Source organism: Amycolatopsis saalfeldensis, assembly GCF_900110575.1.
In the GTDB taxonomy this organism is placed as follows: Bacteria; Actinomycetota; Actinomycetes; order Mycobacteriales; family Pseudonocardiaceae; genus Amycolatopsis; species Amycolatopsis saalfeldensis.
Map to the genome: position 1 here is coordinate 158,358 of NZ_FOEF01000012.1, position 25,119 is coordinate 183,476.

Annotated in this window: 21 protein-coding genes; 10 read left to right on the forward strand and 11 right to left on the reverse strand. The window is 70.7% G+C overall.

Features of this window, described 5'->3' with window-relative positions:
- The first annotated feature begins 143 nt into the window (after window positions 1-143).
- Entirely contained in the window at window positions 144-857 is a 714-nt protein-coding gene (locus BMY97_RS25905; protein ID WP_091620961.1) for a FadR/GntR family transcriptional regulator, read from the forward strand.
- An 11-nt stretch (window positions 858-868) separates the two neighbouring features.
- Here the strand turns inward: BMY97_RS25905 and BMY97_RS25910 are convergent, their stop codons facing one another.
- A complete protein-coding gene (locus tag BMY97_RS25910; protein ID WP_091620964.1) occupies window positions 869-2,812 on the reverse strand; it encodes an AMP-binding protein in 1,944 nt (647 codons plus the stop codon).
- A 4-nt stretch (window positions 2,813-2,816) separates the two neighbouring features.
- The gene (locus BMY97_RS25915) at window positions 2,817-4,037 is read right to left on the reverse strand and encodes an acyl-CoA dehydrogenase family protein (protein WP_245787495.1); all 1,221 of its coding nucleotides are present in this window, start codon (window positions 4,035-4,037) and stop codon (window positions 2,817-2,819) included.
- Window positions 4,038-4,156: 119 nt separating this feature from the next.
- Here BMY97_RS25915 and BMY97_RS25920 point away from each other — a divergent pair, with 119 nt between their 5' ends.
- Window positions 4,157-4,741 (forward strand): TetR/AcrR family transcriptional regulator, encoded by a 585-nt coding sequence (locus BMY97_RS25920; RefSeq protein ID WP_177231545.1) that lies wholly within the window; start codon window positions 4,157-4,159, stop codon window positions 4,739-4,741.
- A gap of 32 nt (window positions 4,742-4,773) precedes the next feature.
- Here the strand turns inward: BMY97_RS25920 and BMY97_RS25925 are convergent, their stop codons facing one another.
- From BMY97_RS25925 to BMY97_RS25945, 5 genes are all read right to left on the reverse strand, one after another.
- Entirely contained in the window at window positions 4,774-6,438 is a 1,665-nt protein-coding gene (locus BMY97_RS25925) for an AMP-binding protein (RefSeq protein WP_091620969.1), read from the reverse strand.
- 85 nt (window positions 6,439-6,523) lie between these two features.
- Window positions 6,524-7,321 carry an enoyl-CoA hydratase/isomerase family protein gene (locus tag BMY97_RS25930; RefSeq protein ID WP_091620972.1) on the reverse strand — a complete coding sequence of 266 codons (798 nt, stop codon included), beginning with the start codon at window positions 7,319-7,321 and terminating at the stop codon, window positions 6,524-6,526.
- Window positions 7,321-8,316: a zinc-binding dehydrogenase gene (locus BMY97_RS25935; RefSeq protein ID WP_091620975.1), complete on the reverse strand. Its 996-nt coding sequence runs from the start codon at window positions 8,314-8,316 to the stop codon at window positions 7,321-7,323. The genes BMY97_RS25930 and BMY97_RS25935 overlap by 1 nt, the downstream gene beginning before the upstream one ends.
- Window positions 8,317-8,321: 5 nt before the next feature.
- Entirely contained in the window at window positions 8,322-9,272 is a 951-nt protein-coding gene (locus BMY97_RS25940) for an LLM class flavin-dependent oxidoreductase (RefSeq protein ID WP_091620978.1), read from the reverse strand.
- A 37-nt stretch (window positions 9,273-9,309) separates the two neighbouring features.
- Window positions 9,310-10,359, reverse strand: coding sequence for an NAD(P)H-dependent flavin oxidoreductase (locus BMY97_RS25945; RefSeq protein ID WP_091620982.1), 1,050 nt, complete (start codon window positions 10,357-10,359; stop codon window positions 9,310-9,312).
- Window positions 10,360-10,459: 100 nt separating this feature from the next.
- On the opposite strand from BMY97_RS25945, the gene BMY97_RS25950 reads away from it, so the two are divergent.
- The 3 genes from BMY97_RS25950 to BMY97_RS25960 are packed head-to-tail and all read left to right on the forward strand — an operon-like array spanning window position 10,460 to window position 13,958.
- Window positions 10,460-11,626: a 2-hydroxyacyl-CoA dehydratase subunit D gene (locus BMY97_RS25950; protein WP_091620985.1), complete on the forward strand. Its 1,167-nt coding sequence runs from the start codon at window positions 10,460-10,462 to the stop codon at window positions 11,624-11,626.
- Between the two features lie 26 nt (window positions 11,627-11,652).
- Window positions 11,653-13,023, forward strand: coding sequence for a 2-hydroxyacyl-CoA dehydratase subunit D (locus BMY97_RS25955; protein WP_177231546.1), 1,371 nt, complete (start codon window positions 11,653-11,655; stop codon window positions 13,021-13,023).
- Window positions 13,020-13,958, forward strand: a complete 939-nt coding sequence (locus BMY97_RS25960) for an acyl-CoA dehydratase activase (protein ID WP_091620988.1) — start codon at window positions 13,020-13,022, stop codon at window positions 13,956-13,958. The genes BMY97_RS25955 and BMY97_RS25960 overlap by 4 nt, the downstream gene beginning before the upstream one ends.
- 243 nt (window positions 13,959-14,201) lie before the next feature.
- On the opposite strand, the gene BMY97_RS25965 is transcribed toward BMY97_RS25960, so the two are convergent.
- Entirely contained in the window at window positions 14,202-15,860 is a 1,659-nt protein-coding gene (locus BMY97_RS25965) for an AMP-binding protein (protein ID WP_091620990.1), read from the reverse strand.
- Window positions 15,861-16,018: 158 nt separating this feature from the next.
- Between BMY97_RS25965 and BMY97_RS25970 the strand changes: the two genes are divergently transcribed.
- The 3 genes from BMY97_RS25970 to BMY97_RS25980 all read left to right on the forward strand — a co-directional run bounded on the left by BMY97_RS25970 (window position 16,019) and on the right by BMY97_RS25980 (window position 18,450).
- The gene (locus BMY97_RS25970; RefSeq protein WP_091620993.1) at window positions 16,019-16,813 is read left to right on the forward strand and encodes an SDR family NAD(P)-dependent oxidoreductase; all 795 of its coding nucleotides are present in this window, start codon (window positions 16,019-16,021) and stop codon (window positions 16,811-16,813) included.
- Window positions 16,814-16,853: 40 nt separating this feature from the next.
- Window positions 16,854-17,789 (forward strand): alpha/beta fold hydrolase, encoded by a 936-nt coding sequence (locus tag BMY97_RS25975; protein ID WP_091620996.1) that lies wholly within the window; start codon window positions 16,854-16,856, stop codon window positions 17,787-17,789.
- A gap of 79 nt (window positions 17,790-17,868) precedes the next feature.
- Window positions 17,869-18,450 carry a dihydrofolate reductase family protein gene (locus tag BMY97_RS25980; protein ID WP_091620998.1) on the forward strand — a complete coding sequence of 194 codons (582 nt, stop codon included), beginning with the start codon at window positions 17,869-17,871 and terminating at the stop codon, window positions 18,448-18,450.
- Here BMY97_RS25980 and BMY97_RS25985 read toward each other — a convergent pair whose 3' ends face one another.
- Complete coding sequence (locus BMY97_RS25985) at window positions 18,451-19,458, reverse strand: RNA polymerase subunit sigma-70 (RefSeq protein WP_091621001.1); 1,008 nt, start codon at window positions 19,456-19,458, stop codon at window positions 18,451-18,453.
- A 253-nt stretch (window positions 19,459-19,711) separates the two neighbouring features.
- Between BMY97_RS25985 and BMY97_RS25990 the strand changes: the two genes are divergently transcribed.
- Window positions 19,712-20,680 (forward strand): alpha/beta hydrolase fold domain-containing protein, encoded by a 969-nt coding sequence (locus tag BMY97_RS25990; RefSeq protein WP_091621003.1) that lies wholly within the window; start codon window positions 19,712-19,714, stop codon window positions 20,678-20,680.
- A gap of 389 nt (window positions 20,681-21,069) precedes the next feature.
- On the opposite strand, the gene BMY97_RS25995 is transcribed toward BMY97_RS25990, so the two are convergent.
- Entirely contained in the window at window positions 21,070-22,092 is a 1,023-nt protein-coding gene (locus BMY97_RS25995) for an NADPH:quinone reductase (RefSeq protein WP_091621006.1), read from the reverse strand.
- A gap of 329 nt (window positions 22,093-22,421) precedes the next feature.
- Between BMY97_RS25995 and BMY97_RS26000 the strand changes: the two genes are divergently transcribed.
- Entirely contained in the window at window positions 22,422-23,903 is a 1,482-nt protein-coding gene (locus tag BMY97_RS26000; RefSeq protein WP_245787496.1) for an LCP family protein, read from the forward strand.
- Here the strand turns inward: BMY97_RS26000 and BMY97_RS26005 are convergent.
- Window positions 23,896-25,089 carry an MFS transporter gene (locus BMY97_RS26005; protein ID WP_091621012.1) on the reverse strand — a complete coding sequence of 398 codons (1,194 nt, stop codon included), beginning with the start codon at window positions 25,087-25,089 and terminating at the stop codon, window positions 23,896-23,898. The genes BMY97_RS26000 and BMY97_RS26005 overlap by 8 nt on opposite strands.
- Window positions 25,090-25,119 lie beyond the last annotated feature (30 nt).

Below are 25,119 nucleotides of genomic sequence, written 5' to 3' on the forward strand. Positions count from 1 at the left end.
CTTTCTCGTCCCGGCGGCTCCGGTGACCGGGGCGGGATCACTGGTACTTTAGGTACGACCAAATTTGCGGAACAGGACGTGAGATGGCAGAGCCAGCGAATACGACGAACGGGACGATCCGGAATCCTGTGCGGTTGTCACCGATGCAGGTGCCCAAGGCCTCGGACGTACTCGCGAACGACCTGCGTGAACGGATCCTGCGCGGCGAGTTCGCCGAAGGCACCGCCCTGCCGCCCGAACGCGAGCTGGTCACCCAGACGGGGATGAGCCGCACCACCGTCCGGGAAGCACTCCGCATCCTGGAGGTGCAGGGCCTGGTGCGGGTCAAGACCGGCCGCGCCGGGGGCGCCTTCGTCGAGCACCCGGGGGAAGAGTCGGTCGCCCAGTCGGTCAACCTCATGATCCGCGGGCGCAAGATCCGCATCCCGGCGCTGCTCGAGACGCGCGAGGCGATCGAACCCGCGTGCGCCCGCCTGGCCGCGAGCGCCCGCACCGAGGAGGACCTGGACCGCCTCGAGGTCGCGAACGACGACCTCGTCGCCGCGGGAGACCTGGACGCCTTCCTGCAGGCCAACATCGACTGGCACGTGGGCGTCGCGACGGCCAGCCACAACGAGCTGCTGACGGGATTCATGCTGGCCTTGTCGCGGGCCATCTACGCGTCCACCCGGAACACGCAGTTCGTGGACGCGGAGGTCCGGGCGACCACGGTCCGCGCGCACCGCTCGGTCACCGCGGCCATCCGCGCCCAGGACCCCAACGCCGCCGTGCGCCGGATGACCCGGCACGTGCACACCTACGCCGAGGCGGTGCTCAAGGTCGAGGAGCGCACCGATGTCGACGTCCAGGAAGGCTGACCCGGGCGCTTTCATCGCTGCTCCTTGAGCCGGCCGGCGATCTCCGCGATCGCCTGCGGGTTCTCGGCGCCGGAGAGGTCCCCGGGGTCCTGGTCCAGCACGGCCGCGCGGATCGCCCGGCGCATGATCTTCGCCGAGCGGGTCTTCGGCAGCTGTGCCACCCGCACGATCCGGCTGGGCGCGAAGGGTTTGCCGACTTCTTCCGCGACCCGGGCGCGAAGCCTTCGCGCGACGTCCTCGTCGTCGGTGTCCGCCCCCGGCTTGCCGACCCAGAAGACCCACACGGCCTCGCCCTTGGCCGGATCCGGCACGCCGACCACCGCGGACTCCGCCACGGCGGGGTCCTGGCCGACGACGGACTCGATCTCCGCCGGCGCGACCCGTTTGCCCGCCACGTTCATCACGTCGTCGGACCGGCCGAGGATGAACCAGTCGCCCCGCTCGTCGACCAGCGCGTAGTCCCCGTGCCGCCACAGCCCCTCGAAGGTCGACCAATAGGCTTCCCGGTACTGCCGGTCGTCGCGCCAGATGCCGCGGGTCATGGCGGGCCACGGCTGCCGGCACACGAGTTCGCCCACCCGCCCGCGCAACGGCCGGGCGTCGTCGTCGACCACGTCGACGTCCATGCCCAGCGCCGGTCCCCCGAGCGAGCAGCTGGTGATCTCCTCGACCGGGTACGGGCACAGGAACGAGCCCCCGACTTCGGTCCCGCCGGAGAAGTTGATGATCGGCACGCGGGCGCCGAAGACGTCCCGCGCGAGCCATTCGTAGGACTCCGGATCCCACGGCTCGCCCGTCGAACCGAGGACGCGCACGGACGAGAGATCCGCCCCGGGCAGCTCGCCCGTCGCGCGCAGTGCCCGGATCAGCGTCGGTGACACGCCGAGCATGCTCACGCCGTGCGCTTCGGCCAGCCGCCACAACCGCTGCGCGTCCGGAACGTCCGGCGAGCCCTCGTACAGCAGCAGTGTGCCGCCGCAGGCGTGGGTGCCCAGAATGGACAGTGGGCCCATGATCCAGCCCATGTCGGTGATCCAGCAGAAAGTGCGTCCTGGCTTGATGTCGAAGGCGTAGGCGACTTCCATCGCGACCTTCGCGAGAAAGCCGGCGTGTGTGTGCACCGCCCCTTTCGGACGTCCTGTGGTCCCGGAGGTGTAGGCCAGCAGCAATACGTCCGAAGTGGACGTCGGCTCCACCCGGCGGTCGGGCGCACTGGCCAGCAGTTCCGACCAGGCGACCTGGCCGCCGGACAGCTCGAGGTCGCCGGCCACGTTCGGCACCACGATCACGTGCTCCACCCGCGGGCACGATTCCAGTGCGGCGACCAGCTGCGGCAGCATCCGGACGGTCCGGCCGCGGCGCACCGTCGCGTCGGCCGTGATCACCGCGCGCACCTCGGCGTCCTGCAGCCGCGACGCGATCGCGGTGGTCGCGAACCCGCTGAACAACGGGACTGCCACCGCTCCGATGCTCGCGATCGCGTACGTCGCCACCACTGCCTCCGGAGTCATCGGCAGGTAGAGCGCGACCGCGTCCCCCCGCCCGATCCCCCGCGCCCGCAGGCCCGCGCGCACCGCGGCGACCTGTTCGTCCAGCTCGGCGAAGGTCAGCCGGCGCACGGTGCCGTCCTCGGCCTCGTGCACCACGGCGGGGGTGTCCGGGTTCTCCCGCGCCCAGCGCCCGAGGCACGCGTCCGCGACGTTCAGCCCGCCGCCGACGAACCAGTCCGGGTACGCGATGCCCCGGCTGGTGTCCACCACGGCCGAATACGGGGAGTGGAACGGCAGGCCGAGGTCGTCGACCACGGCCCGCCAGAAAGTGGCGATGTCGGCCACCGACCGGGCGCGCAGCTCGTCCGCGGTCGTCACGCCGAAGGCTCGCATCAGCCGGGCGACATTGCTGTTTTCGAGGTAGTCCGCGGTCGGGCGCCAGACGTAGGGGTGCTCGGTGGTCATGTCGTCAGCTCCTGGGCAGGCCGAGGATGCGCTCGGCCACGATGTTGCGCTGGATGAAGGTCGACCCGCCCGCGATGGCGGTGCCGCGGGCCTGATTGGCCAGCCGGAGCCAGGCCCGGGTCTCGCTCAGCTCGTCGTCGAGCCCGAACTGGCCGCCCAGCGGCTCGAGCGACAGCCGGAAGTCCGCCAGGTCCTCGACCAGCGGGCAGAAATACAGCTTGCCGATGGAGGTGACCGGCCCGGGCGGGCCGTCGGCGGCGGCGCCGGTGACCACGCGCTGGCTGATCGTGCGATGGATCAGCGCCCGCGACCACAGATCGGCGACCTGCTGGCGCACCAGCGGATCGGCGCCGAGGGGCCGTCCCGTCACGTCCTCGCGCCCGCGGATGTCCTCGATGATGTCGCCGATGGCCTTGGTGGTGTTCACCCGGCCGGTCGCGATCGCCACGCGCTCGAAGCCGAGGGTGCCCATCGCGACCTTCCACCCGCCGTCGACCTCGCCGACGACCGCGGAGTCGGGGACGAACACCTCGTCCAGGAAGACCTCGTTGAACTCGGCCTCACCGAGCAGGTGGGCCAGCGGGCGGACGGTGACGCCGTCGCTGTCCATGGGCAGCAGGAAGAACGTGATCCCGCGATGGCGCTCGCCGCCGCCGGTGCGGGCGAGCAGGATGGCGTGCGCGGCGATCTGGGCGCGGCTGGTCCAGATCTTCTGGCCCGTGATGCGCCAGCCGCCTTCGACCTTCGTCGCCCGGGTGCGCAGGGAAGCCAGGTCCGAGCCGGCCTCGGGCTCGGAGAACAGCTGGCACCAGATCTCTTCGCCGGCGAGGATCGGACGCAGGTAACGCTCCTTCTGCTCGTCGGTGCCGAAGTGCACGATGGTCGGCCCGCCGAAGTCTTCACCGATGATGTTGAGCCGATCCGGGGCCCCGGCGCGGTCGTTCTCCTCGCCGAAGACGGCGCGCAACCGCTCGTCGAGGCCCTGTCCCCCGTACTCCTTCGGCCAGGTGAGCCCGGCGTAGCCCGCCTCGAAGACCATCCGCTGCCACTGCTGCCAGAACGGGACCCGCTCGACCAGGTCGTCCGGCTGCGGCCGGCCGAGCCGGGGCAGGCTCTCCTCGAGGAACTTCCGCGCCCCCGCCCGGAATCGGGCCTCCTCGGGAGTATCGCTCAGGTCCATCTCCCCGCCCTTCGCCGATCGCCGCGGCTTCGCCAGTGACACCACTCCGTCAAAGGCTACAATGGTCAGACCTAATCGACAACAGCGCCGGCGCTCGGATGCGAAACTGCCAGCTGGAACGCACACTGGTGAACGAACGTTCCGGACCTGGTAGGCTGCGAGGGGTGGACAGGGAGCGCAGGATCCTCGAAGCCGCCACCGAAGCCTTCTACGAGAAGGGTTTCCACGGCGTCGGGGTCGACGAGATCGGGAAGCGGGCCGGGCTCAGCGGCCCGTCGCTGTACCGGCACTTCTCCGGCAAGGACGAGATCCTGGCGACGTTGCTGAACGAGGCGCTCGACGAACTGGTCAGCGCGACAGTGCCCGTGCACGGGGATCCCGAACAGGATCTCGACCGCGCCGTCCGCCACCACATCACCTTCGCCGTCGAGCACCGCGAGCTGGTCAACCTCTACCAGCGAGATGTACGCTCGCTGGCGGACCCGTGGCGCCGCCCGTTCGATCGCCGCCGGGCCCAGTACACGGCGCGCTGGGAAGAGCTGCTGGGACACCGCTACCCGGACGCAGGCCACCGGATTCCCGTGGCGGCGCAGGCCATCCTCGGCATGATCTTCTCGGTCTCGAACTGGCCGCGGCGCACCGCGCGGTCCACGGACATCGAGGAAACCCTCCGCCTGCTCACCACCACCGGCCTGCCCGGGCTGGAGGAGGGCGCCGGTTCCGCCGGCGACCGCGCCCGCACGAGCTGAGCCGGCGCGCGGGCATCCCGGCACCCCCGGCGTCAGCCCGAAGCCAGCTTCGTCCTGATGTCTTCCCTGAGCTCGTGCTTCTTCACCTTTCCCGTGGCCGTCATCGGCAGCTCGGACACCACTTCGAGCCGCTCGGGCAGCTTCTGCACGGCGACGTGCCGCGCGCGGAGGAAATCGGTGATCTCGCGCAGCGTCGGCCCGGCGCCCGGCCCCGCCGGGGTGACGTAGGCGCACACCTTTTCGCCGAGCCGCTCGTCGGGCATCCCGACGACCGCGACGCCGGCGATCCCGGGGTGCTCGGCGAGGTGGTCCTCGACCTCCCGCGCGCTGATGTTCATGCCGCCCCGGATCACGATGTCCTTGAGCCGGCCGGTGACCCGGACGTAGCCCTCGGCGTCCATCCGCCCGAGGTCTCCCGAGCGGGAGAACCCGTCCGGGGTGAACAGGGCTTCGGTCTGGGCTTCGTCGCGGAAGTACTCGAGCATGTGGCTCGGCCCCCGGTAGGCGATGTCCCCCTCCTCGCCGCGCGGGACCTCGCGCCCGTCCTGGTCGACGACCTCGACCTGGGCGCCCGCCACCGCCGCACCGTCCGAATGCGCCGCCTGCTCCGCCGGGTCGGCGGCGGTGCACATCGTGGTCAGCATGTTCTCCGACCGCCCGTAGAGGCTGAGCGTCCGGCAGCCCGAGAACAGCTCGCCCGCCTTCGCGACGACCGCGCCCGGGATGGGCGAACCGGCGCAGACCCAGAACCGGAGGCTGCTCGCGTCGTGCTTTTCCGGGTCGTAGGCCGACATCAGCATCTGCAGGAACGGGGTGGCGGTCACCGCCGCGGTGCAGCCGTACCGCTCGATCCACCGCAGCCCCGCCTCCGGCTCGAACACCTCCATCAGGCACGAGGTCGCGCCCTTCAGCAGCGGCAGCACCACGCTGGTGACCAGCCCCGTGCTGTGGGTGATCGGCGACGGTCCGAATTGGACGTCCCGCTCGCCGTACCGGAGCCCCTCGGCGATCGCCGCCGCACTCGCGCGCAGGGTGTTGAACGTGTGGAAACAGCCTTTGGGCCGCGAGGTCGTCCCCGATGTGTACACGATCAGGAAACCGTCATCCGGTGAGCTGTCCGGGCCCGCTTCCGCTTCCAGCGCCTCGATGTCCCCTTCGGCGACGAGATCCGACAGCGGCGTGGCGACCGCCGGGTCCGGCGCGCGGTCCGGCCGCGCGACGTAGACCTGCCGCAGCTCCGGGACTTCCCGCCGCAGCCCGGCGAACATCCCGAGATGATCGAACTTGCGGAACGCCTCACAGGTCACGGCCGCGACCGCGCCCGAATGCCGCAGGACGTAGGCCACCTCGTCTTCCCGGTAAATGGGCATGATCGGCACGAGGATCGCGCCGATGCGCGAGAGGGCCGCGGCCAGCACCGGGAATTCGGCCCAGTTCGGCAGTTGCACCGCCACGCGGTCGCCCCGGCCGATGCCCGACCGCCGGAGGCCGACCGCGAGCCGCAGCGCCCAGTCCCGGAACTCGGCGAAGGTCACCGAAGACGTCGAATCGATCAGGAACGGCCGGTCGGGGCGGGCCGCGGCCTGCTGGGCCGCCAGCTCCGCGAAGCTCGTCGGCTCCCACAGGCCCGCCTCGTAGTAGGCGGCGATTTCCGTGGCGCTGTAACGATCGTGGACCGTCGCGAGCTTCGCGTCCATGCGAACCTACCGCCCTCCAGCTGACAATACTGGTACGACCATACAATGGTCTGACCGTTGAATCAACGAGGCCGGGCAGCCTGCTTCACCGCAACTTCCAAACGGGCTTCCGCTTCTCCCGGAAAGCCGTCACCCCTTCGACGATGTCCTCGGTGGTGAAGGCGAGGGCGAGCTGGGACCGCAACGCCTCCAGGGCGTCCGGCAGGCTCAGGTCCCGGGTGGCGTTGATCGCGTCCTTGCCCATGCGCATGAGCAAGGGCGACTTGCCGGCGACCTTGCGCGCCCACGCCCGGACCTCGTCGTCGAAGCGATCGGCCGGGACCACCGCGTTGACGAGGTTCAGCCGCAGGGCTTCCGCCGTGCCGATCGGCTCGCCGAGCATCATCAGCTCGTTGGCCTTCAACCGGTCGACGTTGCGGTAGATCAGGCTGGAGATCATGAACGGGAAGACGCCCACGTTGATCTCGGGGCACCCGAACCGCACGCCCTCCTTGGCGATCACCAGATCGCAGGCGAGCGCCAGCCCGAACGCCCCGGCGAGGACGTCGCCGCCGGCGGCGCAGACGACCGGCTTCCCCAGGCCGCCGATGGCCTGGTACAGACGCGGGAACCGGTCCAGGCCCTGGTACTTCACGACCGTGGACGCGTTGCCGGCGAAGGACTTCAGGTCGCCGCCGGCCGAGAACACCTTGTCGTGCGAGGAACCCAGGACGACAACGCGAACGCTCTCATCCTCTCTGGCCGACTCGAGCGCGGCCAGCAGCTCGTCGAGCATCGCGTCGCTCAAGGCGTTGCGGGTGGCCGGCGAGTCCAGCGTCAGGTACGCCACGCCGTGGTCATCGAGTTCTTGGCGGACAAGGGGCCCGGCCCCCGGTTCGTTCATCACACGGTCCCTTCCGCCTCGGTGCCGAGCACGATCTTTCCGAATCCACGGCCGCTTTCGAGGTACTCGTGCGCGTCCGCCGCCTGCGCCAGCGGGAAGACCCGGTCGACGACCGGCGGCGGGACCTCGTGCTCCGCGCGCAGCCGCAGCAGGCCGTCGAAATCGCGGGGACTGCCCATCGTCGTGCCGAGCAGGTCGTACTGCCCGAAGTAGTACGGGCGGACGGCGAGCGTGGCCGACTCGGCCCGTGAAGCACCGAGCACCACCAGCCTCCCGCCCGGGCGCAGGGCGGCGAGCGCGTCGGCCCAGGAACCGACCGGGTCGAGGACGAGGTCGAACCCCCGCCGGTGCGGTGACCGCGCGACGGCCGCCTCGGCCCACCCCGGCCGGTCGTAACGAACCCCGCCCTCCGCGCCGAGTTCGCAGGCGCCGGCGATCTTGGCCTCCGCCGAGGAAGTCACCACGACGTGGGCACCGGCCGCCGAGGCGAGGGAGACCGCCATCGTCGCCACTCCGCCGCCCGCACCGAGCACCAGCAACGACTCGCCCGCGCGAAGCCGTCCTCTGGTGAAAAGCGCGCGATAGGTGGTCAGGCCCACGAGCGGCAGAGCGGCCGCTTCGGCCCACGTCAGAGCGGGCGGTTTCGGGAACACACAGTCCCGTGGCACCCGTACTTTCTCCGCGTACGTGCCGTGCCGCCGGTCCCCGAGGATCTCCCAGTCCGCCGCCGGCGCCGACTCGTCGTCACCCCACCGGAGCGCGGGCAGCACCAGCACCTCGGCGCCGGTCTCGACGTCGATGCCGGCCCCGTCGGCGCCCGGGACGTGAGGCAACGGAGAGCGGTACTGACCGCGCCGCACCAGGACGTCGTGCCAGTTGAGCGCGGCCGCGCGCAGCTCGATCACCGCGTGGTCCCGGTCCGGCCCGGGGTCGGGCAGCTCGGCCGCTTCGAGCACGTCCGGGCCGCCGTAGCGTCGTTGAACCGCCGCACGCATGGGATTCAGCCCCGCCCGTCCAGCAGGCCGCGGACCTCTCCGGCCATCTCGATCCCCTCGTGCACCGACTCCGCCGCGACCACCAGGGTCAAGTGCCGCGCGCCCGCGCCGACGTACGGCTGCAACGCCGCGGCGACCGTGGCGGGCGTCCCGGCCGCGGTGAGATGCCGGAACTTCTCCGGGGGAAGGTGGTACAGCGACTGCATCCGCTCGCCGAGCAGCCGCCGCGCCGTCGCGTCCTCACGCCCCAGGCCCACCCACATGCTGAGGCCGAACCAGGAGACGTCGCGGCCCCGTTCCGCCGCGGCCGCCCGGATTTTCCCGGCCGTGACACCGAATCGCCTTGCCGAGCAGAAGATCCCCATCCAGCCGTCACCGTGTTCGGCGGTGCGCCGCACCGCCACGTCACCGGAGCCGCCGATCACGATCGGCACTCGCGGCGCCGGTGCGGGAAGGATCCGCGCGTCCCGCAGGCGGAAGAACTCGCCCTCGTGATCGATCGGCCCGCCGTCGGCGAGCCGCCGCAGCACACCGAGGCTCTCGTCCAGCCGGCGGCCTCGCGTGGCCGGATCGATCCCCGCGTTCGCGACCTCGTCGCGGTCCTCGCCGCCGGCGCCGGCGCCGAGCACCAGCCGTCCGGGCGCGATCTGGGACAGCGTGGCCACTTGGCGCGCAGCCACCATGGGATGGCGCAGGGCCAGCTGGTAGACCCCGATGACCGCGCGCAGCGTGTCGTGCCCGGCCAGGACCGACGTCGCGGCGACCAGCCCGTCGAACCCCGCACCGCCGTGGAAGCTGATGTGGTCGCCGACCGTGACGTGGCCCAGCCCGGCTTCGGCGATGTGGTTCAGGAGCCCGCGGCGCTTCGCCCCTTCGGCGATGAGCAACTCGTCGTTCAGCGCCACGCCGACTTCGAGACCCGGCTCGTCCTGGCCCCCGCTCGGCCTCGTGATCATGGCGCGCCTCCTTCAAATGGACTGACCAAACGTACCATTAACTGGCGACGCTCCCGAGCCGTGCCGCCAGGGACCGCAGGATTCCGGCCGCCTCGGCGGCCATCCGGGGGACGAACTCGGCGACGTCCACGAGGTCGCGGATCGCGGCCGCCACCTGCCCGGTCAGCACCAGGCTGTCCGTGACATCGCCCTCGGTCTGCGCGCGCTGCATCGACTCGATCTTCCACCGGGTCAGCTCGACCTGGCCCATTTCCCCGGCGCCGCCGCGATGCCCGGCCGCCTCGGCGAGCCGCCGGGAAGCCGAGTTCCGCAAGCCGCGACAAGGGCCGTACACCCCGTCGAACGCCACATCGTCACCTTCTTCCGCGTCCAGCAGCGCCTGGATGTACGCGGGATGCCAGTCGGAATTGGCGGTGCTGGTGATGAAGCGCGTCCCCATGGCGACCCCCTCGGCGCCGAGCGCGAGGGCGGCGGCGAGCCCGCGGCCGTCCCGGGCCCCACCGGTGAGCAGCACCGGCACGTCGACCGCCTCGGTGACGTTCGGAATGAGGACGAACGTGTGCACCGCCTTGCTCGGCGCGTGGCCGCCCATCTCGAAGCCGGCCGCGATCACCACGTCCACGCCCGCCGCCGCGGCCTTCACCGCCTGCCGCGTCGAGCCCACCTTGTGCTGGTGCACCAGGCCCGCGTCCTTGATCGCGGCGACGTAAGAACCGGGGAAACCGGCCGAGGTCGTCACCACGCGCAGCCTCCGCGCGATCTCCGGCTCGGCCTCCCTGGCTTCGAGCGCGGTCCGGATATACACGTCAGTGAACGGGAGCACTTTCCCCGAGCTGTCGACTCCGACCGGGATGTTCACCGCGAAGGGCCGGTCCGTGAGCGAGGCGCACTCTTCGATGTGCGCGCGGAAGGTGCGCGCGCCTTGCGCGATGTCCTCGGGCATGCCGGGCATCGACACCGTGCCGAGCCCGCCCGCTTCGGATACGGCTGCGGCGAGCTTCGGAGTGCGGAACGGCCCGAGTCCCTCCTGGACGATCGGATGCTCGACCCCGACGAGACGGGTGTAGCGGTTGACGATCGGCGACAAAACGGCCTCCTCGGACGGTCCCGCAGACTCACTACGGTCATTGTGCCTCAGTTACACGCGGCGTAGAGTATCCGACGAACCCAGGAGAGGAACCACACTCATGACCGACGCGTCTTCCGAGGCCATGGAACGACTGGTCGGCGTGGCCCGCGATCCGCGCGCCTACGTCGGGCGATGGCGGGCCGAGCACCCCGGCGGCGCCGTGCTCGCCATCCTGCCGATGAACTTCCCGCGGGAGCTCGCGCACGCGGCCGGCGCGCTGCCGGTGATCGTGCAGGACGACCAGCAGCCGATCACCGAAGGCCGGGCCCTGCTGGCGGAGTTCTACTGCGGGTACACGAGGAACCTGGCCGACCAGGTGGCGACCGGCCGGTTCGACCTCTACGACGCGGTCTTCACCGCCGACCACTGCATCCAGCTGATCGGCGCCACGGAGATCGCCCGGACCCTCAAGCCGGACACCACCGTTTTCCTCGGCATGCTGAACTCGTCGATGAACGACTCGTGGGCGCCGGCCAAGGTCACGGAGACGATGGCGGAGATCCGGGCCGAAATCGAACGGTTCACCGGAAACCCGGTCGGGCCGGACGCGCTCCGCCAGAGCATCGAAGCCTGCAACCGCGACCGCCGCCTGATCCGGCAACTGCTCGACACCCGCAGCGCCGGCGAAGCCGCCCTCAGCCCCGTCGAGCTTCAGGACATCATCGTCTCGAGCATGGTCATGGACCCCGTCGAGCACCACGCGCTCCTGCTCGAAGCGCTGGCCGGGCTCCACGGCACCGAGCGCGACGACCGCGTGCGCGTGCACCTGTCCGGGCACCTCTGCCACGCACCGCGACGCGAGTTGCTCGAGGTGATCGAAGACAGCGGGGCGATCGTGGTCGACGACGATCTGTACCACGGAAGGCGTTACCTCTCCACGGATGTCGCGGAAGACGGCGACCCGATCGCCGCGCTGGCCGGGTGGTACGCGCGGCGCAACGTCACCATCCCGTGCCCGACCCGCGTGCAGCAGGACGCCGATTGGGACGTCTACCTGCTCGACGCCGTCCGGCACAGCGGCGCCGAGGCGGTCATCCACCTCGTGCCGAAGTTCTGCGAACCGCACATGCTGTATTACCCGGAACTGCGCAAAGCCCTCGACGCGGCCGACGTCCCGCAGCTCCAGCTCGAGACCGAGCACGAGGGAATGCCGCTGGAATCCTTCCGCACCCGGATCGAAGCACTGGTCGAGCGCGCTCTGCGCCGCCGGCCCGTCCACGTCTGAGCCATCAACCACGGGAGACGACTGAAATGCTGGGAAGTATCGAAAAGCCGGTCGAGGACAAGAGCAACCGGCTCGGCATGACCCGGGTCGGCGGCCGGATGATCGCCGATTACTGGGACGACCTCTTCACCGCGCGTGAACGGGGCAAGAAAATCGTCTGGTACAACGGCGGCGCGCTCAACCCGATGTTCCAGGCGGCCGGGCTGGCCTGGTGCCACGGCGAGGCGTTCGCGGCCCGCCTCGCGGCCCAGCGGCTCGAAGGACCGGCCCAGCTGGCCGGCGCGGAATACGGCTACAACGCCGAGCTGTGCTCGTATTCCCGCACGCACCTCGGCTGCTCCGTGCTCACCCTGCAGGGCACCGAAGGCGACCAGACCGGCGTGGTCGGCGTGCACGACCAGGAGGTGCTCGCGGCGAAACTGCCCGCGCCGGACTTCTTCGTCAACAACTACGCGGGCTGCAGCACGGGCCAGCAATGGGACGGGATCTCCTACCGCGTCTTCGGCAAGGAACTGCCGATCTTCAACATCTCGCACCCCTTCCTCTGGGGCAACAAACCGGACTCCGGCTATCTCCGGGGCGAGGAGTGGGAAACGGCCTCCCGATTCGTCGCGGATCAGCTGCGGGAGCTCATCGGCTTCCTGGAAAACCAGACCGGGCGCCCGTTCGACTACGACGCGCTGAGCGAAAGCATGACCTACATCAAACGGGCCGGCGAACTGCGGCGGGAAGGCCTCGACCTGTGCAAGGCGAAGCCGGCCCCGGCGACGTTCTGGGACTGGATCGCCAGCGTCGCGCCGATCAACTTCCTGCCCGGAAACCAGGCTCTCGTCGACTATTTCGCCGACGTGCGCGACGAAATCCAGGGCCGGATCGACAACGGCGTCTCCGCGGTCAAGGACGAGAAGTACCGCCTCTACTTCGACGGCATCATGAACTGGAACAAGCTCGGCTACCTGTCCCGCAAATTCGCCGAGCACGGCGTCGCGGTGCTGGCCGGGCGCTACATCCAGAACGCCTTCTGGCAGGAGCCGCACCTGATCGACACCAGCGACCCGATCCTGGGCATGGCCCAGCACTACCTCCTGTGCCCCACCAACCACGGCGCGAAAACGCTGGAGTACCTGACCCTGCGCGACTGCGAGGAGTACGGCCTCGACGGTCTCGTGTTCCACTCCACGCGCACGTGCCGCGCCTTCACCGGACCGCAGCGGCTACTGGCCAGGTCCGCGCAGGACAAGCTCGGCATCCCGTCCATCTTCTTCGAGGGCGACGTCGCGGACGCTTCGTTCTACAAGGACGGCATCCTGGAGAGCCGGCTCGTGGCCATGCTGGAGGCGATCGACGTGCGCCGTGAGCGCGGATCGCTGCCCGACGGGTTCAGCGCGTTCGCATGACCGGCCACCACCTCGGCGTTGATCTCGGCTCGACCACCGCGAAGGCCGTGATCGTCGACGACCACGGCGCGATGCTCGGCACGAGCGTCGTCCAGATGGGCGCGGTGAGCCGCCAGGGCATGCAGCGGGCCGTCGACCGGGCGCTGGCCCAGGCCGGGATCGGCGAAGCGGAGGTCTCGGGAACGGTGTCGACCGGGTACGGGCGCAAGCTCGTGCCCGGCGTGCGCCGCACCTTCACCGAGATCACCTGTCACGCCCGGGGCACCGCGGCGCTGTGCCCCGGTGTCAAGCTGATCATCGACATCGGCGGCCAGGACAGCAAAGCGATCACCGTCGACGAAAGCGGTCTGGTCAACGACTTCGCCATGAACGATCGCTGTGCGAGCGGCACCGGCCGCTTCTACGAGGTGCTCGCCCGCGCGCTCGAGTGCGACCTCGGCGACCTCGGCGACCTGGCCCGGCAGGGCACGGCCGACCTCGAGGTCAGCAGCATGTGCGCGACGTTCGCGGAGACCGAGATCGTCTCCATGCTCGCTCAAGGACTGCCCACCCCGGACATCGCGGCCTCGGTGCACCGCGCGATCGCCGGGCGGACGCTGGCGCTGGTGGCCCAGGTCGGGCGGCACGCTCCCGTCGTCATGACCGGTGGCGTGGCCCGGAATCCCGCCGCGGTGGAGTTCCTGGCGAGCGCGCTGCAGCTGGAAGTCCAAGTGCCCGAGCACCCGCAGATCACCGGCGCGTACGGGGCGGCGCTGCTGGCCCTCGAATCGGCGAGCCGGCCCGTCGACCCGACTCCGCCGGGGCAGGACGCGGACACCGAAGTCGCCTTGTTCCCGGATGCCCATTCCGCGGCCGGCCACTCCTGCGCCGGCTGCGACGGCACCGCGGGCGGGGCCGTGCACCTCGGCGCGTCGATCTCGATCCGCCGGACCTGACCCCGGCTGGTCGGAAGCGGATGGTGGCGCACCCGATGCCGCTGGGGCGTGTCCGACAAAGGGTTGCGGCTGATAGCTGGCCTGCCCGCCGGTGCGGGATTGCGTGGCGGTTGGAGCACGAAGATCCGTCACCTCGTCGAGGGCAACGGCCGGTCACTGGTAGCTCTGGCCGGACCCGGCCGGGCCGGAGAGGCACCGACGCCCGGTCGACGATCGCCGCCTGGTCAGTTCGTCAAACACGTCCTAGGCCTGCGCTCCCACGTTGTCGGCCCCCGCGGATCGCACGAAGTCGAAGCTGAGCGCGCCCTCCTCCGCCTGCCGGCGCAGGGCGAATTTCTGGATCTTGCCGCTCGGCGTGGTCGGCATGGTCTCCACGAAGGCCCAGTAGACCGGCGTCTTATGCGGAGCGATCTCCGCCCGCAGGTACGTGGTGAGCGCTGCCACCGAGGGCCGTTCGGCGCCGTGCCGCACCTTGACCACGGCCCCGATCTGCTCTCCCCACTTTTCGTCGGGCACGCCGATCACCGCGGCGTATTCCACGGCCGGGTGATCGCCGAGCGCGGCTTCGATTTCGGCGGGGTAGATGTTCAGGCCGCCCCGGATGATCATGTCCTTGATCCGCCCGCGGATCCTGAGGAAACCGCGCTCGTCCATCGAGCCGAGATCGCCGAGGTGAAGCCAGCCGTCCGGGTCGATCGCGGCGCTGGTCTCGGCCGCCATCCGGTAGTACCCGAGCATGTTCTGGTATCCGCGGCAGCAGATCTCCCCCGTTTCGCCCAGTGGCACGGGATCGCCGGTCTCCGGGTCCGCGATCTTCACTTCCAGCTGGGGAAGGGGCTGCCCCACCGTTTCGGCCTGGTCGTCGGCGGAGTCGGTGACCCGGGTCTGGCTGACCACCCCGTGGGCCTCGGTCTGCCCGAACAGGATGCTGAACTGGCAGTCGAGCCGCTGCTGTGTTTTCCGCACCAGCGAAGCGGGCACGGACGCGGCTCCGCTCAGGATGGTCTGGAGGCTCGTCAGATCCCGCCGCGCGCAGTCCGGGTGGTCGAGCATCGCGATCAGCATGGTGGGGACGACCAGGGTGTGCGTGCCCCGGTAGGTCTCCAACGCTTCGAGCAGGAGCGCGGGCTCGAAGCCGGGGAGGATCACGAAGGTGCCGCGCTTGGCCCACGCCCCAAAAGAAGTCACCGCGCCGCCGCCGATGTGGTACATCGGCATGGCGTTCACGTAGACGCCGCCGTCGGCCATGCCCGCGCGCTCGGCCACGTGCCGGGCCTCGTTCAGGAGTCCTTTGTGGTGCAGCATGGCGCCCTTCGGGAAACCGGTGGTCCCCGACGTGTACTGGATCTGGACGACGTCCTCCGGGCGCACCAAGGGAAGCGGCCGGTCCGGGTCCCCGCTCGCGGCGAAGCTCTCCCACTCGTCGAACGTGACGATCTCCCGCAGGTCCGGGGTCTCCGCCCGGATGTCTTCGAGCAGACCGACCATGTCGAACTCCCGGTAGGTCCTCGGGCAGAACAGGCCGACCGCCCCGGACTGGTCGAGCACAAAGGTCACTTCCCTGGCCCGGTACGCGGGATTGAGGGCCACCAGCACCATTCCGGCCATGGCGATCCCCTGCTGGAGCACGATCCACCGGGCGCTGTTCGGCGCCCAGACGGCGATCCGGTCGCCCGGCGAAAACCGCTTCAGCAACGCCCGGGCGACTCGTTCCGCGTCGGCGGCGAACTCGGCGTAGGTCCAGGTGTCCCTGGCCTCGCCGTCCGCCACGCAATCGACCAGCGCCAAGCGGTCCGGCACCGTCTCGGCGGCCAGGCGCAGCGTCTCGCAGACCGTGACGTCGAGGACGTCCCCGGGCTCCGCGGGCCAATAGGACGTCTCCAGCACCGGCACGCCGACCATCCGCTACTCCCTTGTATCGAGCTGAGTCAGGCCAGCCGAGCGTACCTCTGCGGTCCAACTATGCCAATGGTCTGGCCGATATGGCACACTGGCCCGACGGTTCGGGCGGCAAGAGGGGAAACTGAACCGCTCCGTACCCGACAGCCCTGGAGGTCTCTGTGCCGGCACACGCGCCCCTTGTTCGCGACTATCCCGAGTCCGCGGTGCTCATCGCGGGCGGGACCTCCGGCGTGGGGCTGGCCAGCGCCTTCGGGTTCCTGGCGGCCGGAGTCCGCCGCATCGGGCTCCTGGCCAGGAACGCCGAGCGCGGGAACGCCGCCCGCCAGGCGCTCCGGGACCGGCACCCGGAGGCCGAGGTGGTGTTCGTGCCCACCGACGCCGGCGACCTCGACCAGGTGAACGCCGCGATCGGCGAAGTGCACTCGGCCTTCGGCGCGATCGACGTGCTGGTGAACTCGGTGACCGCGACGTACCGGCCCGAGCTCCTGCACCGGACTCCCCCGGCCGATCTCGCCAAGATCCTTACCGGACAGGCGCTTCCGCCGATGCAGCTGACCCGCGCGGTGCTGCCCCTCATGCGGGAGCAGGGCGGCGGCAGCATCGTGAACATCGCTTCCGACGCCGCCAAGGTCCCGACGCCGGGTGAAGCGGTGCTGGGCGCCGCCATGGCGGCCATCGTGATGTTCTCGCGGGTCGCCGCGATCGAGGCCAAGCGCGACGGGGTGCGGGTGAACGCCGTGACGCCGTCCTTGATCGCCGGCACCCTGACCGCCGAGAACGTGCTGCGGGACGGATTCAGCAAGTCGCTGTTCGAAAAGGCCGCCGCCCAAGCACACCTGGGCGTGGCCGAACCGGAGGACCTCGCGTCGCTGATCGTTTTCCTCGGCGGCCCGGGCGCGGCCAAGCTGACCGGCCAGGCCATCAGCGTCAACGGCGGCATCTCCGCGGGGTGACCCGCCCCGATTCCGCACCACACAACGGAAAGGCTCTGCCATGTACACCGAGCGCTTCACCTATCCGGGAGCGGGCGGCCTCGCCGTCACCGCCTACCGCTGGGACCCGGCAACACCGCCGTCGGGCGCGGTCCAGCTGACGCACGGCATGGGCGAGCACGTGCTGCGCTACGACGAAACCGCACTGGCCCTGACCGCCGCCGGCTACGTGGTCTACGGCCAGGACCACCGCGGCCACGGAAACACCGCCGCCGCCGAGGACCAGCTCGGCCAGCTCGGCCCGGACGGCTGGCACCACCTCGTCGAAGACATCGGCAGGCTCTCGGAGCTGATCCGCGAGGAACGCCCCGGGCTTCCGCTCGCCGTGCTGGCGCACAGCATGGGCTCCTTCGCGACCCAGCAGTACCTGCTCGAGCACAGCGATCAGCTCGACGCCGTCGTGCTCACCGGCACCGCCCTGCTCGACCTGCTCGAACCGGCACTCGACCTGGACCAGGAACTCGACCTGGCCATGTTCAACGCGCCGTTCCAGCCGGCGCGGACCGAGTTCGAGTGGCTGACCCGCGACGAGAAGATCGTCGACGCCTACCTCGCGGACCCGCACTGCGGCTTCGGCCTGGACCGGGATTCGGTCAAAGCGATGTTCGCCGACGCCCGCCGGCTGGCCGCCCCGGACGCGCTCACCGCGATCCGCCCCAGCCTGCCGGTGTACATCGCCGTCGGCGAACAGGATCCCGTCAACGGACAGCTCGCCCTCGTCAAACCGCTCGCGGACCGCTACCGTGCGGCCGGCCTCACCGACGTCACCCTCGTGACCTATCCGGGCGCCCGGCACGAAATCCTCAACGAAACCAACCGCGCCGACGTCATCGCCGAACTGCTGACCTGGCTCGACCGGAAGATCACCCTGCCCGGCTGGGACGCGGCACCCGCGGACCATGGGGAAACGGCCGAATCCGCAAGGACCACACCCTGATCACACCGGCAGCGGACACAGATTAGGTTTCCGCGCGGCGCCCGTCTATACGTGTGAGATCGATTCACAGGAGGCTGGCATGGCACGGAAACTGATCTTCGGCATGAACCTGACCCTGGACGGCTACATCGCCGCGACCGGCGTCGACATCGGCTGGAGCGGGCCGCCGAGCGAGGAGCTGTTCCAGTGGTGGCTCGACCAGGAGCTGGCGAACGAGGTGTCGCTGTACGGGCGCAAGCTGTGGGAGACGATGAGCTCCTACTGGCCGACCGGCGACCAGCAGCCCGGCGCCACCCCGGCGGAGATCGAGTTCGCGCGGAACTGGCGGGACACGCCGAAGGTGGTGTTCTCCTCCACAATCGACAAAGCCGGCTGGAACACCCGTCTGGTCACCGGCGACGCGGTCGCCGAGATCACCCGGCTCAAGGCCGGGGACGGCGGCCCGATGGGCATCGGCGGCGCCGCACTCGCCGGGGCGGCCATGCGGGCCGGCCTCATCGACGAGTACGCCCTGGCCACCCACCCGGTCCTGGTCGGCGGCGGCACCCCGTTCTTCACCGCACTGGACAACTGGGTGAACCTGAACCTCGTGGAGACGCGCACGCTGCCCGGCGGCGTGGTGCTGACCCGATACGAGACGAGGCGAGGGGGACAGGGGTGATCACAGCGTCGGCGGCAGGCCCAGCCATGGCTGGCCGGTGACGTCGAATCCGGTGAGCTCGGCGATCTTCCCGTCGACGATGCGCAGGACCGCGAGGTTCAGCAGCCGGTACTCCGGGTCGCCGGGGGCGCGCAGGTACAGCGCGGCGGCAGGCATGCGGTTGACCGTCGTGGCGGCACAGCGCCAATCGTCCTTGCCACGCCGGAAGAGACCGCCGGAGACCCAGCCGTCCACCGCGTCCTTCGCCGTCGTGATCAAGGTGCCCGGCTCGGGCAGCATCGCGAAACGCAGGTCTTCGCGCAGCAGAGACATCAGCCCATCGAGGTCGTTGCGCTCATGGGCGTCCATATAGGACTTCACCACGCCGCGCTCGTCATCCGACAGCTCGTGGGTGGCAGGGCTCCGCCAGTCGAGGCGGCGGCCGGGCAGCTGCTCGCGCATCGTCACCCGCGCCCGCTGCAGTGCGCTGGTCACCGACGCGACGGTCAGCTCGAGGGCGTCGGCGGCCTTCGACGCCGGCCAGCCGAGGACGTCGCGCAGGACGAACACCGCCCGCTGCCGCGGCGGCAGGTGCTGGACGGCGACGATGAACGCCAGCTCGACCGTCTCCCGCGCCACCACCGATTCCTGCGGGTCCTCGGGCAGCATCCGGTCGGGGTACGGCTGGAGGTACGGCACCTCGAAGCCGGCGTCCTCCAGCCCGGACGGCACGGGTGTGCGGTCCTTGCGCTTCTCCAGGAAGTCGAGGCAGGCGTTCGTCGCGATCCGCGACAGCCAGGTCCGCAGCGCGGCCTGGCCCTTGAACGTCGCCCGCTTGTTCCACGCCCGCAAGAACGTCTCCTGCGTCAGGTCCTGGGCGTCCTCGTAGTTCGCGAGCATCCGGTAGCAGTGCACCTGCAGCTCACGCCGGTGGCGCTCGGTGAAGAGCGCGAACCGCGCCGCATCGCCTGAGCGGGCCGCCGCGATGAACGCGGCCTCGTCGGCGCCCAGCGGGCCGGCATCGGTCATGGTCGTCGATCCTTCCACCGATGCGAGGGGGTTACCAGCGCGCGAACCCCGGCTCGGCGAACGGCTCCCGGCCGGGCTTTCCGCTTCATGCCAGGTCCGGAGTGAAGCAGGTTGCGTCAGTGGCTGACAAGTTGTAGTGTCAGTAACTGACGAAACCTGGCGCCAGCGACGCGCAGGGCCCTTGCCGGTCACGCCACCCCCGCGGAATGGCGCTGCCCAGGATTCCCGTGCTCTCCCAACGAAAGGATGTTTCGTGACCACGACGCCCGCTTCCCTCGATCCCGAGCTGGCTGCCGCGTTGGCCGCCATGCCGAAGGCCACCAACGGAAGCCTGATGGACCTGACCGACATCCCGGCCCTGCGAGCGCGGCTGAACGCGGCCACGGCACAGCTTCCGGCGCCGGCGCCGGATCCCCGGGTCACCGTCGAGACCCTCCGGGTGCCGCGACCCGACCAGTCCACATTGGACATCGTGCTGTTCACGCCGGCCGGCGCCGAGGATCCCCTCCCCGCTCTGGTCTACTTCCACGCCGGCGGGCAGATACTCGGCAGCGCGCACGACGACACCACCTATCCCAGCGCCCTCGCCCTGGCCATCAGCAGCGTCGTCGCGGTCGTCGACTATCGCCTCGCACCGGAAACGCCCGCGCCGGGCGGGGCCGAGGACGGTTACCTCGCCTACACCCACCTCCTGGAACACGCCGGGGAGCACCGGATCAACCCCGAGCGGGTCGGGCTCGCCGGCGCCAGCGGAGGGGGCGCGATCGCGACGGCGACCGCGCTCATGGTCCGGGACCGCGGTGTGGCGCGCCCGCGCCTGCTGTCGCTGAACTACCCCATGCTCGACGACCGCAACGAAACGCCGTCGAGCCACCAGGTGACCGACGTCGGCGTGTGGGACCGGAAGGAGAACCTCCTGGCCTGGACGGCCGTGCTCGGTGATCGAGCGGGCCGGCCCGACGTCCACCCGTATTCCGCGCCGGGGCGCGCGACCGAGCTGGACGGCATGCCGGAGACGTTCATCGCGGCCGCCCAGCACGACGTGTTCCGCGACGAGAACATCGAGTTCGCCAGTCGCCTCCTGGCGGCCGGGGTCCCGGTCGACCTCCACGTCTACGCGCACGCCTTCCACGCCTGGGACCTGTTCGCGCCGGCCTCCCGTCTCGCGCGGGCCTTCGAGCGCACCTGGCACGGCTTCCTGTCCCAGCGCTTGCACGGCTGACTTCCGGACGCCGGAGGGGCGGATCCGGATCGACCAGGCCGGAGGACCACCCGCCGCCCGGCGGTGGTGGACCATCACCGGCCATACGCCGGCCTTCGGCAGCCTGCTGCTCGGCGGCCGGCTGGCCGACCTCATCGGCCGGCGGACCGCCCTGGTCATCGGCCTCGGGGGTTCGCGGCCGCCTCGGGCGTCGGCGGCGCGGCGAGCGGATTCGTTTTGCCGGTCGTGGCCAAGGCCGTGCCGGGCGGATTCGCCGCACTGCCGGCCCCGGCCATCCTGCGTTGCTGACGACCACGTTCACCAACGGTGTCGGCGGGCCTGTCGTCCTGGCCTACGGCCGGTCCACCGCCGAGACCGACGGCTGGGCGGCTCCATCGGCACGGCGCTGCTCAACACCGTCGCGGCGCGACGTCCACCAGCACCTTGCCGACGGCGTGGCCCTCAACCGCTCGGTGGGCGTCGGCGGTGTGCTCAAGCGGGAAGCGCAGCAACGGCAGGCCGTGCTCGTCCCCGACCGGCAGGGCGCCGGCGCGAACCGCGGCGGCGACGGCCTCGACGGCCGCGTCGCGGGCCTGGCGGCCGGCGGTGTAGAGGACCACGAACTGCATGCGGGCGTTGCGGATCATGCTCGTCATCACGTCGAGCTCGACGTTTGCCCCACCGTCGTTCGCGTAGACGGCGATCGTGCCTCGGGGGCGCAGCACGGCCAGGTCCAGGTCGACGTTCGCGGCGAACGCCACCTCCGCCACGATGTCGACGCCGTCGGGGGCGAGCGCGCGGATCACGTCGGCCGGGGCGCCCGCGCGGTAGTCGATCACGTGGTGGGCGCCCGCCGCGGTGGCGAGCCGCGCCTTCTCGGGACTGCTGACGGTGCTGATCACGGTGGCGCCCGCCCAGCGGGCCAGCTGGATCACCGCGTGCCCGACCGCGCCGGCGCCGCCCGCGGCGAGCACCACCTTCCCGTCCAGCGCGCCGGGGGCCAACCGGCTCGGCCCGTCCTCGGCCACGGTGAGCGCGCGGTGCGCGGTGAGCGCCGGCACGCCGAGCGCGGCACCGACGTCGAAGCCGACGTCGTCGGGCAGCGGCACGGTCCGGTCGGCGGGCACCACCGCGAACTCGGCCGCCGTGCCGGTCGGGCGGCCGGCGGCCGCCAGGAAAACCCACACCCGCTGACCGATCCGGTGCTCGTCGACGCCTTCGCCGACAGCGTCGATGGTGCCGGCGCCGTCAAGGTGCGGGGTGATTTCGGGGAAGCCGGCCGCACCGGAGCGGCGGGCCTGCCAGTCGGTCGGATTGACGCCCGACACGGCGATCCGCACCCGTACCTCGCCGGCGCCGGGCTCGGGGACCGCACGCTCGACGAACCGGAGGACGTCGGCACTGCCCGGCTCGCTGTAGATGATCGCTCTCATGAGCCGGACGGTACGGCCGTCGACTGACAGATGTCAAATTATGTCAGTCGACTACAGCTGGGGAGAACCACACGACGCACGGAGCACGGGATGGCGTCGCGGGTGCCGGTCGAGGTGGTGCGGGGTTCGTCACTGCGGGGCAACCAACCCGCGGCCGGCACGTCGAACGAGTCGTTGGTGTGGTGTGCCGAAGGTGAGAGGGGTCTGCTGTGGACGGTCGAGGTCGGGACCGGTTCGAGCCCTCGCCTGGGAGCAGGCGGCCGGTTCCCCCGCCGCGCGTCCGGGAAGGTTCGCCGCGGCGGCGGGGAGCGCGCCGCAGTGGCGCTGTGGTGGCCGGGGTCCTGTCGCTGCTCGTCCTGTGCCTCACGGGCTACGGCTGGACGCAGTACCACAACCTGGTCGCGGGCCTGCACACTTCCGACGCGCTCGGCGGCGACACCAAATCGGTCAACGGGGACACCAATATCCTCATCATGGGCCTGGACAGCCGGCTCGACGAGAACGGCAACGCGCTGCCGCAGGACATCTACGACGCGCTGCACGCGGGCGATCAGCAGGACGGCGGCAACAACGCCAACGTCCTGATGCTGCTGCACGTCCCGGGCGACGGCAGCAAGGCGACCTCGCTGTCCATCCCCCGCGACGACTACGTCGACATCCCCGGCTGCCCGGACGGGCAGTGCAAGGGAAAGATCAAGCAGGCCTACGGGCTGGCCTTCGACCAGAAGGCCAAGCAGCTGGCCAACCAGGGCGGCGACAAGGGCCAGCGCGAGCAGCAGGAGCGCGAAGCCGGTCGCAAGGCCGAAATCGACACCGTGCGCCAGTTCCTCGGCGGAGTCACCGTGGACCACTTCGCCGAAGTCACCCTTGTCGCGTTCTTCCAGATCGCGCAGGTCGTGCAGCCGATTACGGTATGTCTCAACGAAAACACCCAGGACACCTACTCCGGTGCCAACTTCCGCCAGGGACAGCAGCAGATCAACGCCTCGCAGGCGGTGGCGTTCGTGCGCCAGCGCCGTGACGTGGTCCACCCGCAGCTGAACTTCACCGACCTCGACCGCGAGGTCCGCCAGCAGGCCTTCATCTCCTCCCTGGCCTATCAGCTCAAGCAGGGCGGGGTGTTCACCAATCCGTCCCAGCTGCAGGGCATCCTGAATGTGGCCAAGCAGAACATGGCCGTCGACGCCGGGCTGGACCTGATGTCGTTCGCCGGGCAGGCCGCGAACCTGACCGGCGGAAACATCAGCTTCGTCACGCTCCCGATCGTCAAGTTCGGCAAGAACTCGTCCGGGGAAGACGTCAACATCGTCGACGTGGCCCAGGTGCAGGCCGCGGTCCGGCAACTGATCGGCGGTCCCGCGCCCGCGACCTCGGCGCCCGCGACGTCGAGTGCCGGCAGCGGCAGCCAGCCGGCGCAGGCGACCGTGGACGTCGTCAACGGCACCAGCCGCACCGGGCTCGCGGCCACCGTCTCGCATGCGCTGGCCGCCAAGGGATACACCGCGGGCACCACCTCCACCGACGCCCACCACGTCAGCAGGACGGTGGTCTACTACGGCAGCGGGGGCAGCACGTCGGCGTCGGCGGTGGCGAAGCTGCTGGGCGGCGTCACCACCGAGCACGACACCACCGTGCCGGCCGGGCACGTCCGCGTGGTCGTCGGCACCGCGTTCACCATGCCGACGGCACTGGCCGGGTCCGGCGGGGGCGCCCCGGGCGGCTCGCCGTCGACGACGCCCAGCTCCGGCCCGCCGGACACCTCGGCCCCGCCCAGCGGCCTGTCCGGCGGTGGAATCCCCTGCGTCAAGTAGGCGTGGGGGCGGTTCCGCGGGGAGCCAGCGCCATGGCCGCGAGGCCGAGGACCGCGGCGAGCGCGAAGAAGTAGAAGCCCCAGGGATAAGCCACGCCCGCCGTGACCAGGACGCCGGTGATCAGCGGGCCGGTGATGGCGCCGAGGCGGCCCACACCGGAGGTGACACCGAGCGCGGCGCCGCGGATCCAGTCCGGATAGGACTGTGCGACGTAGGCGTACACCAAGACCTGGGCGGAGAACACGAACACACCGGTGAGGAAGATGACCAGGTTCAGCACCAGGCTGGCCTGGATGCGGACGCTCAGCACCGCCAGCAGGACCGCGCCCACCCCGAACCACACCAGCGAGGTCCGGCGGATGCCGCGGGCGTCGCCGACGTAACCGGCCAGCAGCATGCCCGCGATGCCGCCGGCGTTGAGGACGAACAGCAGCGTGATCGACGTCGACACGCCGTAGCCCGCGGTCTTCATCAGGCTCGGCAGCCAGGTGTTGAGGCCGTACACCAGGAGCAGGCCCATGAACGTGCTCACCCACACGGCCAGGGTGGTGCGCAGGAACCGGGGCCGCACCAGATCCACCACGGTGACCCGCTCGGCCTCGGCGTCCCGGCGGGCGGGCGCGGTCTCGGGCAGCTTCCACCACATCACCGCGGCGATCACGAGCCCGGCCGCCCCGCCGGCGTAGAACAGGACCTGCCAGGAGTTCCCGGCCGCCAGCGCGAGCAGGGACGCGAGCACGGCGCCGCAGTGGTAGCCGGTCATGGTGGTGGTGCTTGCGCGGGTCCGCCGCCGCGCCGGGCGGTGCTCCGACATGATCGCCAGCGCGGTGGGCATGCAGGAACCGAGCCCGAGCCCGGCCAGCAGGCGCAGTACGGCGAACATCACGAAGCCGGACGAGAGCGGCAGCACGAGGGTGAACGCGGAGAAGGACGCGACCGAGGCGATCAGGATCGTGCGGCGCCCGACCACATCGGCCAGCGGCGTGACCAGTGCCGCGCCGAGAGCCACCCCGACCAGTGACACGGTGGCGACCGCGGTCAGCCGGGACGGGGTGAACTCCAAGTGCCCGGCGTGCTGCAGCGCGAGGCTGGTCGCGCCGAGGGCCACCAGGTCGAAGCCCTCGATCAGCACGGTCAGCCAGCACAACACGGCGGCCCACGAAAAGCGGTTCCCGGCGAACGGCATGTCTCTCTCCACAGTGAGTGAGATAAGGGG

Bases quoted from the DNA above. Each gene is read 5' to 3' on its own strand.
- BMY97_RS25905 (WP_091620961.1), top strand. From the start codon at position 144: ATGCAGGTGCCCAAGGCCTCGGACGTACTCGCGAACGACCTGCGTGAA.
- BMY97_RS25910 (WP_091620964.1), bottom strand. From the start codon at position 2,812: ATGACCACCGAGCACCCCTACGTCTGGCGCCCGACCGCGGACTACCTC.
- BMY97_RS25925 (WP_091620969.1), bottom strand. From the start codon at position 6,438: ATGGACGCGAAGCTCGCGACGGTCCACGATCGTTACAGCGCCACGGAA.
- BMY97_RS25930 (WP_091620972.1), bottom strand. From the start codon at position 7,321: ATGAACGAACCGGGGGCCGGGCCCCTTGTCCGCCAAGAACTCGATGAC.
- BMY97_RS25935 (WP_091620975.1), bottom strand. From the start codon at position 8,316: ATGCGTGCGGCGGTTCAACGACGCTACGGCGGCCCGGACGTGCTCGAA.
- BMY97_RS25940 (WP_091620978.1), bottom strand. From the start codon at position 9,272: ATGATCACGAGGCCGAGCGGGGGCCAGGACGAGCCGGGTCTCGAAGTC.
- BMY97_RS25950 (WP_091620985.1), top strand. From the start codon at position 10,460: ATGACCGACGCGTCTTCCGAGGCCATGGAACGACTGGTCGGCGTGGCC.
- BMY97_RS25955 (WP_177231546.1), top strand. From the start codon at position 11,653: ATGCTGGGAAGTATCGAAAAGCCGGTCGAGGACAAGAGCAACCGGCTC.
- BMY97_RS25960 (WP_091620988.1), top strand. From the start codon at position 13,020: ATGACCGGCCACCACCTCGGCGTTGATCTCGGCTCGACCACCGCGAAG.
- BMY97_RS25965 (WP_091620990.1), bottom strand. From the start codon at position 15,860: ATGGTCGGCGTGCCGGTGCTGGAGACGTCCTATTGGCCCGCGGAGCCC.
- BMY97_RS25975 (WP_091620996.1), top strand. From the start codon at position 16,854: ATGTACACCGAGCGCTTCACCTATCCGGGAGCGGGCGGCCTCGCCGTC.
- BMY97_RS25980 (WP_091620998.1), top strand. From the start codon at position 17,869: ATGGCACGGAAACTGATCTTCGGCATGAACCTGACCCTGGACGGCTAC.
- BMY97_RS25985 (WP_091621001.1), bottom strand. From the start codon at position 19,458: ATGACCGATGCCGGCCCGCTGGGCGCCGACGAGGCCGCGTTCATCGCG.
- BMY97_RS25995 (WP_091621006.1), bottom strand. From the start codon at position 22,092: ATGAGAGCGATCATCTACAGCGAGCCGGGCAGTGCCGACGTCCTCCGG.
- BMY97_RS26005 (WP_091621012.1), bottom strand. From the start codon at position 25,089: ATGCCGTTCGCCGGGAACCGCTTTTCGTGGGCCGCCGTGTTGTGCTGG.